The sequence below is a fragment of the Methylobacterium hispanicum genome (assembly GCF_022179285.1).
GTDB lineage: Bacteria > Pseudomonadota > Alphaproteobacteria > Rhizobiales > Beijerinckiaceae > Methylobacterium > Methylobacterium hispanicum.
In genome coordinates, this window is the sequence record NZ_BPQO01000084.1 from 1 (window position 1) to 976 (window position 976).

2 protein-coding genes are annotated in these 976 nt (G+C 68.6%); both read left to right on the forward strand.

Features of this window, described 5'->3' with window-relative positions; all coding sequences use genetic code 11:
* Nucleotides 1–156: 156 nt before the first annotated feature.
* Nucleotides 157–351 carry a transcriptional regulator gene (locus MFF56_RS31810; RefSeq protein ID WP_373324258.1) on the forward strand — a complete coding sequence of 65 codons (195 nt, stop codon included), beginning with the start codon at nt 157–159 and terminating at the stop codon, nt 349–351.
* Nucleotides 348–976 (forward strand): thermonuclease family protein (locus MFF56_RS31815; RefSeq protein ID WP_238232208.1); only part of this gene is annotated, 629 nt, incomplete at its 3' end. The genes MFF56_RS31810 and MFF56_RS31815, both read left to right, overlap by 4 nt.

Below are 976 nucleotides of genomic sequence, written 5' to 3' on the forward strand. Positions count from 1 at the left end.
AGGGTGCGGGACATCGGGAGATCCGTTGAACCGTTGGAGGCGTGGTGATACTTATGGATCAGCACGCGACTTTAGTCAAACGTTCGGATCGCAATGAGCCAAAAGGATCATACACCCACGGGCCGGCAGATCGCCGCGGCGCGCGCACTTCTAGCGATGGGGCAGGCGACGCTTGCCGAAGCCGCTTCGATCTCCGTGCCGACGCTGAAGCGAATGGAGGCGAGCGTCGGCGCCGCCGCGGGCATGCCGAACAACGTGCGCGCTGTCGTGGCAGCGCTGGAGGCTGCCGGCATCGAGTTCATTCCGGAGAACGGCGGCGGGGCCGGCGTGCGCCTGAAGGCCGACGCGTGACGGCCGGCCGGCGCAAGCGCGTCTCTTCGGTCCGTCTCACCCTGACAGTCCTTGGCCTATTGGCTGCCCCGGCCCTCGCCGCCGAGCCGATCACCGGCCGGCCGAGCGTCACGGACGGTGACACGCTGGTGATCCGGAACACCCGCATCCGGCTTCATGGCATCGATGCGCCGGAGAGCGCGCAGACCTGCCAGGACAAGGCTGGCAAGGACTACCGTTGCGGGCAGGCTGCGGCGCTGGCGCTCGACAGCCACATCGGCCACGCCACCGTTACGTGCGAGCCTCGGGATACGGACCAGTACGGCCGCACCGTCTCCGTTTGCCGGAAGGGCCCGGAGGATCTGAATGCCTGGATGGTGACGCAGGAGCACGCCATCGCCTACCGGCGCTACAGCACCGACTACATCGCGCAAGAGCAGGCCGCCCGCGCGGCTCGGCGCGGGATCTGGGCCGGCACCTTCGAAGAGCCGTCGACCTGGCGGCGAGCGCAGCGGGGCGCCACTCGCGAGAATCAGCCCGACCCCGTGCCCTCGCACCCGGCCCTCAACTGCGCGATCAAGGGCAACATCAGCCGCTCGGGCGAGAAGGTCTACCACCTGCCAGGCAGCCGGGACTACGCACGCAC